Origin of the sequence: Ensifer sp. LC11 (assembly GCF_001695835.1) — a bacterium.
GTDB lineage: Bacteria > Pseudomonadota > Alphaproteobacteria > Rhizobiales > Rhizobiaceae > Ensifer.
On sequence record NZ_MBSO01000040.1, the window covers coordinates 21,843 to 28,084 of the forward strand.

A 6,242-nucleotide genomic window follows, 5' to 3' on the forward strand; every position below is an offset into this window, starting at 1 on the left:
ACACGTTCGGGGCGAAGCGTCTTCGGCTCTTGCTTTTCGAAGCGACCAAGCCCGGACGGGAACGGCTTCACACGGTTCCGTGCACGCCGGATATGACTACGGCCGAGGGTTCTCCCAAGCCGGTACCGTGTCGTCGTCAATCAGCGGTTCCTGCGCCATCTGCTGGGCCATCGGGCTCGTGACGTCCGGACCCGGCGTCGGCATGACGCTGGTTGCCTGGAAGTCGGTCTTGGCGACCAGGCCCTTGTGCTGTTCGCGCTGCAGGATTCGCCAGGCGGCATAGCCACCATAGAGGGCGAAGTAGACGGCGAGCACCAGGAACAGAGCGGCCGGGCCGAACCGGTCCATCACGGGGCCGACCATCAGCGGGCCGGAGATCGTACCGAGACCGTAGGTGATCATCAGGCCGGACGATGTTTCGACATACTCATTGGGTTTGGCGAGATCGTTCGCGTGCGCGACGTTGAGCGCATAGATCGGAAAGAGCACCGAGCCGATGGAGGCGGCGATGCCATAGAGCACCGCCGGTTGGCTGCCGATCGACGCCGACATGACGAGGCAGGAGACTACGCCGACGGCGCCGCAGCCGACCATGACGATACGGCGGTCGATCTTGTCGGAGAGGCGGCCAATCGGGATTTGCGAGATCGCGCTGCCGGTCAGAAGCGCCGCGAGCAGCGTCGCGCCCTCGGCGGTCGAAAGGCCGATCTTCTGCGTGAAGACGCCGCCAAGGTTCAGCCATGCCCCGGAAAGCGCGCCGGCGAGAAAGCCGCCGACAACGGCGACCGGCGAGCGTCGGAAGAGCGCGGGGATATCGAACTTCGCCTGCGCGGGCGGCGCCGGCATAGGCGAGGAGGAAAGCGCCGTCGGCAGAAGCGCCAGCGAGAACAGCACGCTGCAGAGCATGAACAGCGAGGTGTTGGTCGGATCGCCGAGCGGCACCATATATTGCCCGCCGATGGTGCCGACCATTGTCGTGATCAGGTAGAGCGAGAACAGCAGACCGCGGTTTTCATTGGTGACGCGTTCGTTGAGCCAGCTTTCGATGACGAGATAGCTGCCGGATATGGCAAAGCCGGCGATGGCGCGAAAGACAATCCACGCGCGCCAGTCGACGATCAGGCCGCAGAGCAGGATCGCAATGGAAAGCAGCGTGATCAGCGCCGTGAAGACGCGCACATGGCCGACGCGCAGAACGAATTTCGGCGTGACGATGCAGGACAGCGTGAAGCCGACCGTATAGCCGGTGGCAATGACCGAGACTGTCAGCGTCGACCAGTTCTCGGCGACCGAGCGCACGGGGATGACATAGCTCTGAAGGCCGAAGGCGACCATCATGAGCAGGGTCGACACCATCAGGCTGAAGACGGAAGCGAGGCTGGCCAGCATCGGCGCTCCTGAAAACGTGGCGCTTCGCCATCAAGATGACGAGCAGGCGCGGGTGGAGCGAGGATTCTGGCGGATACCGGACGGCCTGACACTCCAAGGGTCAAAGGGAGTGTGGCTCTATCGGGTTTTTCAGGCCCTGTCGATTGCGACAGGCGATGACAAAAAAAGGCGGTACGCCGCTTGTCAGACAGCGATCAGTTCGGCAGCAGCGGGCTCACGGCCACGCGATGGGCGCGGCGTGCATCTTTCTTGGTGCTGAGAGCCGTATATTCACGCGAAGCGCGGACCGCGATGCCGATGTCGGAGATCGAATCGAGCAGGATCTTGAGGCTGGCGATGGGCTTGGTCATGGTTTCGTTCCTTTCGTCGTCGGTTCTTTAGGCGATGCGGCACGCGACACGCCGTAAAGCGTATCGCGTGGGGATCAGCGCTGAATGAAGTCGGCGAAAATCTGGGCCGGACGCGTGGTCCGGGCGAGACCGATCGCGGTCATCTGCTCGTTGGCTGCCGTGCCGAAACGGTTGAACGGCGTCCGGTAAGCAGCGCCAGTGTGGCGGAGCGTCTCAAAGCTGCTGTGGATCGGACGAAAGCGGGCAGTCATGGTTCAATTCCTTAATTCCATTCCTCCCGTGTCAATATATTGCGCTGCAACATCGCATTTTGCAATGCGTCAAAATGCGCCGCTGATATGCGCAGGCCGCATGGCTTCTTCATTCTTTGTTCATAAATCGGGCAGCCGGGCCGGGGCGTTACGCGCTCATAGCGCCGCGGCAAGGGTCAGCCCCGGATCCGGGCGTTGAAGGCGAGCAGGTCCTGCCAGGCGAAGCGCTTGTTGACTGGCGCCGTCACCAGATCCTGTGGGTGCAGGGTCGCAAGGGTCGGCACTGTGATGCCGCCGATCTGAAGGTCTCGCCATTCGCCGCGAAGCTGATGGATGGTGTCGCTGCCGCCAAAGAAGAAGCGGGCGGTGAAATTGCCAAGCAGAAGCAGGTGCTTGGGTTCGGCAAGCGCGATCTGGCGTTCGATGAACGGGCGGCAGATATCGGCCTCGCGCGCCGTCGGCACGCGGTTGCCCGGCGGCCGCCAGGGCACGACGTTGCTTAGGAAAACCGTTTCGCGGGTAAGGCCGATGCCGGCCAGCATCCGCGTCAGCATTTCTCCGAGCCGCCCGGCAAAGGGCTGGCCGTCGCGATCGTCATCGGCATAGGGCATCGGGCCGACGATCATGATGCCGGTTGCGGCGTCGCCCTCGGCAAAGACCAGATTGCGGGCGCTGTTTCTGAGATTGCAGCCGGCAAAGCCCTCCATCGCAAGCCTGAGCTCGGCGAGTGATCGCGCCGATTCGGCGGCAAAGCGCGCCTCTTCGATGGCCTGCGCGTCGGGAATGGCAACGGCAGGAGCGCTCGCGGTTGGAGCCGGCGCACGGCTTTCGCGGGATGGGGCGGAAGCGGGGGCAGCAGCCGCGGCAGTCTGGCGTGCCGCCGGTTGCGCAGTGGGTATCTCCGCGCGGTTGTTGGCCGCCGGTGCCCGCGCGTTGCCGCGCGCCGCCTTCATTGCCTCGAATTCGGCGAAACGGTCGACAGGCTCCTCTTCCAGCAGCCATTCGACACCCGCATCCGCATGGAAGGCGAGGAGGGCGGCAAGCTCAGCCGGGGAGAGGTCGTGGGCGGAAATCATGGCCGCCAACCTAACCCATAAGCCGCCGGACCGGAACCGCTTTTCCGGCCCTTGGCCTTCCTATCCAAGGTCATGGATGAGACAGCCGGCTCAGGCCGCATTCGCCGTCCAGTGGGCGATGTCGTCGTGCTCGCCGATCAGCGCCAGGCCATGGGCGATCGACAGCAGTTCGCCGCCGCTCTCGATGCGTGCGGCGTCGAAGCGGCGCTCGAAGATCGAGCGTACGGCGGGCACGAAGGAGGTGCCACCGGTGAGGAAGACCTTGTCGATCGTCTCTGGCGGCGTCGAGGTCGACTGCAGCACGTCGTCGAGCGCACCTTCGATGCGCGCCAGTTCCGGCGCGATCCAGCCTTCGAACTCGCTGCGGCGAACAGTGCGGCGCGACATCTCTCCGAGTGGAGGGAAGTAGAATTCCGTTTCGTCTTGTTGCGACAGCCGCATCTTCGTTGCCGAGATCGCGTTGTAGAGCGGATAACCCTCGTCGTGCTCGATCAGGTCGACGAAAGCCTCGAGCTTTTCCGGTTCCAGGCTCTGGCGCACGAGCTTCTTCAGATCCGTGAAATCTTTCAAGGTCTTGAAGATCGAAAGCTGATTCCAGCGGCCGAAATTCGCATAGTAGTTGGAGGGCACTTCAAGCAGCTTGTCGAAGCTCTTGAAGAGACTCCCCTTTCCAATCAGCGGCGAGACGACATTGTCGATGATGCGGAAGTCGAAATGGTCGCCGGCAATTCCGACGCCCGAATGCCCGATTGGCTTTGCCGTCAGACGGCCGGCCTTCGTCTCGAAGCGGATCAGCGAGTAGTCGGTGGTGCCGCCGCCGAAATCGGCGACAAGCACCGTCGCGTCCTGTTTCAGGTTCTGGGCGAAGTAGAAGGCGGCTGCCACGGGCTCGTAGACATAGTGCACCTCCGGGAAGCCGAATTCGGACAGTGCTGCGCCATAGCGTTCAAGCGCCAGCGTCGGATCGGGATTGGAGCCAGCGAAGTGAACCGGCCGGCCGACGACGATGCGGCTGTATTGCTCGGTCCAGCCGTCCCCCGCATAGTCGCGCAGCTTTGTCAGGAACACCCGCATCAGATCCTCGAAGCTGTGGCGCTTGGCGAAGACCTGCGTGCCCTGGAAGAGCGGGCTTGCGGCAAAGGTCTTAATGGACTGCAGGAAGCGACAGTCGCCCGGGTTGTCGATGAAGGCGCGGATTGCAGCCTGGCCGGCCTCGACCTTCAGCGCCTGGGCGCCGAGGTTGGCGTCCTTCATGAAGGAGAGGGCGGTCCGCATGGCATCCGTCGTGCCGGCCAGACTGTCGAACTGCATCGAATGAGTCGTGTCGCCGGCGGCGACCGCCAGAACGGAATTGGTGGTGCCGAAATCAAAGCCAAGCGCCTTGACCATGGGTGTCGCTCCTTGCGTCTGGCGTCGCTTCGCCACCCGGGGTGAAGCCGGCGGCGCGCAACGCAACATGAAATCTGTAGGGCCGCCTTCGCGTGCGCAGGCGGCCGGCCCCAAAACCGACAAAAGACACGCCGTCCCGGCGCCAGAGGGCGCCTTGCCGCGTGCCGATTGCGAATGGGATGTGCCGGCGCGTGCGCCGGAAGGGTGGCGGCCTCGTCGCACGGCTCTTCGGCAAAAGCAAGGCCAGTTGGCCAATAGCGTCTGTACGCGACAAAATGATGTATTTACGTTTACGTACACGTCATATAGATATTTGCCCTAAACTCATGACCTCATGCGCAAAAGCGGGCATCGTCTGTCGCATCCCGGCTCGACAAGCCAAACTGCATTTGCCATGACGGATGAGATATCCTGGGAACTGAGCCGGCAGAAGACCGGTGAGACTGGAGAGACGGTATGACCGAGCAAGATCTGCCCGAGCGCGAGAGTATGGAGTTCGACGTCGTGATCGTCGGCGCGGGACCGGCGGGTCTTGCGGCCGCAATCCGACTGAAGCAGGTCAATCCGGATCTGTCTGTCGTGGTTCTGGAGAAGGGCGCCGAGGTCGGCGCGCATATCCTCTCAGGCGCGGTCGTCGATCCGATCGGCATCGACCGGCTGCTGCCGGGCTGGCGCGAGGAAGCCGACCATCCGTTCAAGACCGAGGTCAAAGACGACCACTTCCTGTTCTTGGGCCCGGCCGGCTCGATCCGCCTGCCGAACTTCCTGATGCCGCCGCTGATGAACAATCACGGCAACTACATCGTCTCGCTCGGCAATGTCTGTCGCTGGCTGGCAAGCCATGCGGAAGCGCTCGGCGTCGAGATCTATCCGGGTTTTGCCGCCACCGAAGTGCTCTACAACGACGAGGGTGCCGTCATCGGTGTCGCCACCGGCGACATGGGCATCGAGCGCAACGGCGAGCCGGGCCCCAACTTCGCCCGCGGCATGGCGCTCTTGGGCAAATACACCCTGATCGGCGAGGGGGTGCGCGGTTCGCTCGCCAAGCAGCTGATTGCCAAATTCGATCTCTCCAGGGATCGCGACGTCCAGAAATTCGGCATCGGGCTCAAGGAGCTCTGGCAGGTGAAGCCGGAGAACCACAAGCCCGGCCTGGTGCAGCACTCCTTCGGCTGGCCGCTCGGCATGAAGACCGGTGGCGGCTCGTTCCTCTACCACCTCGAAGACAACATGGTCGCCGTCGGCTTCGTCGTGCACTTGAACTACAAGAACCCCTATCTCTATCCGTTCGAGGAGTTCCAGCGCTTCAAGACCCACCCGGCGATCCGCGGCACCTTCGAAGGCGGCAAGCGGCTGTCCTATGGCGCGCGCGCGATCACCGAGGGCGGCTACCAGTCGGTGCCGAAGCTGTCCTTCCCCGGCGGCGCGCTGATCGGCTGTTCGGCCGGTCTCGTCAACGTGCCGCGCATCAAGGGCAGCCACAACGCGGTGCTGTCGGGCATTCTTGCGGCCGAGAAGCTGGCGGCGGCGATCGAAGCGGGTCGCGCCAATGACGAGCCGATCGAGATCGAACGTGGCTGGCGCGACAGCGCCATCGGCCAGGACCTGAAGCGGGTGAGGAATGTCAAGCCGCTGTGGTCGAAGTTCGGCACCGCGATCGGCGTGGCGCTCGGCGGTCTCGACATGTGGACCAACCAGCTCTTCGGCTTCTCCTTCTTCGGCACGCTGAAGCACGGCAAGACCGATGCCGCCTGCCTGGAGCCGGCCGCACAGCACCAGAAGATCGA

General features: G+C 63.4%; 6 protein-coding genes. 1 reads left to right on the forward strand and 5 read right to left on the reverse strand.

Features of this window, described 5'->3' with window-relative positions:
• Positions 1-96: 96 nt before the first annotated feature.
• The 5 genes from BBX50_RS23625 to BBX50_RS23635 all read right to left on the reverse strand — a co-directional run bounded on the left by BBX50_RS23625 (position 97) and on the right by BBX50_RS23635 (position 4,455).
• A complete protein-coding gene (locus BBX50_RS23625; protein WP_065777758.1) occupies positions 97-1,389 on the reverse strand; it encodes an MFS transporter in 1,293 nt (430 codons plus the stop codon).
• Between the two features lie 194 nt (positions 1,390-1,583).
• Entirely contained in the window at positions 1,584-1,739 is a 156-nt protein-coding gene (locus tag BBX50_RS30590) for a hypothetical protein (protein ID WP_139108497.1), read from the reverse strand.
• Positions 1,740-1,813: 74 nt separating this feature from the next.
• Positions 1,814-1,990 carry a hypothetical protein gene (locus tag BBX50_RS30595; protein WP_089043882.1) on the reverse strand — a complete coding sequence of 59 codons (177 nt, stop codon included), beginning with the start codon at positions 1,988-1,990 and terminating at the stop codon, positions 1,814-1,816.
• 176 nt (positions 1,991-2,166) lie between these two features.
• Positions 2,167-3,066 (reverse strand): uracil-DNA glycosylase, encoded by a 900-nt coding sequence (locus BBX50_RS23630; protein WP_065777762.1) that lies wholly within the window; start codon positions 3,064-3,066, stop codon positions 2,167-2,169.
• A 90-nt stretch (positions 3,067-3,156) separates the two neighbouring features.
• Entirely contained in the window at positions 3,157-4,455 is a 1,299-nt protein-coding gene (locus tag BBX50_RS23635) for an Hsp70 family protein (protein WP_065777759.1), read from the reverse strand.
• A 456-nt stretch (positions 4,456-4,911) separates the two neighbouring features.
• On the opposite strand from BBX50_RS23635, the gene BBX50_RS23640 reads away from it, so the two are divergent.
• Positions 4,912-6,242, forward strand: a 1,331-nt coding sequence (locus tag BBX50_RS23640) for an NAD(P)/FAD-dependent oxidoreductase (RefSeq protein ID WP_065777760.1), incomplete at its 3' end; no start/stop codon positions are given.

Bases quoted from the DNA above. Each gene is read 5' to 3' on its own strand.
- BBX50_RS23625 (WP_065777758.1), bottom strand. From the start codon at position 1,389: ATGCTGGCCAGCCTCGCTTCCGTCTTCAGCCTGATGGTGTCGACCCTG.
- BBX50_RS30590 (WP_139108497.1), bottom strand. From the start codon at position 1,739: ATGACCAAGCCCATCGCCAGCCTCAAGATCCTGCTCGATTCGATCTCC.
- BBX50_RS30595 (WP_089043882.1), bottom strand. From the start codon at position 1,990: ATGACTGCCCGCTTTCGTCCGATCCACAGCAGCTTTGAGACGCTCCGC.
- BBX50_RS23630 (WP_065777762.1), bottom strand. From the start codon at position 3,066: ATGATTTCCGCCCACGACCTCTCCCCGGCTGAGCTTGCCGCCCTCCTC.
- BBX50_RS23635 (WP_065777759.1), bottom strand. From the start codon at position 4,455: ATGGTCAAGGCGCTTGGCTTTGATTTCGGCACCACCAATTCCGTTCTG.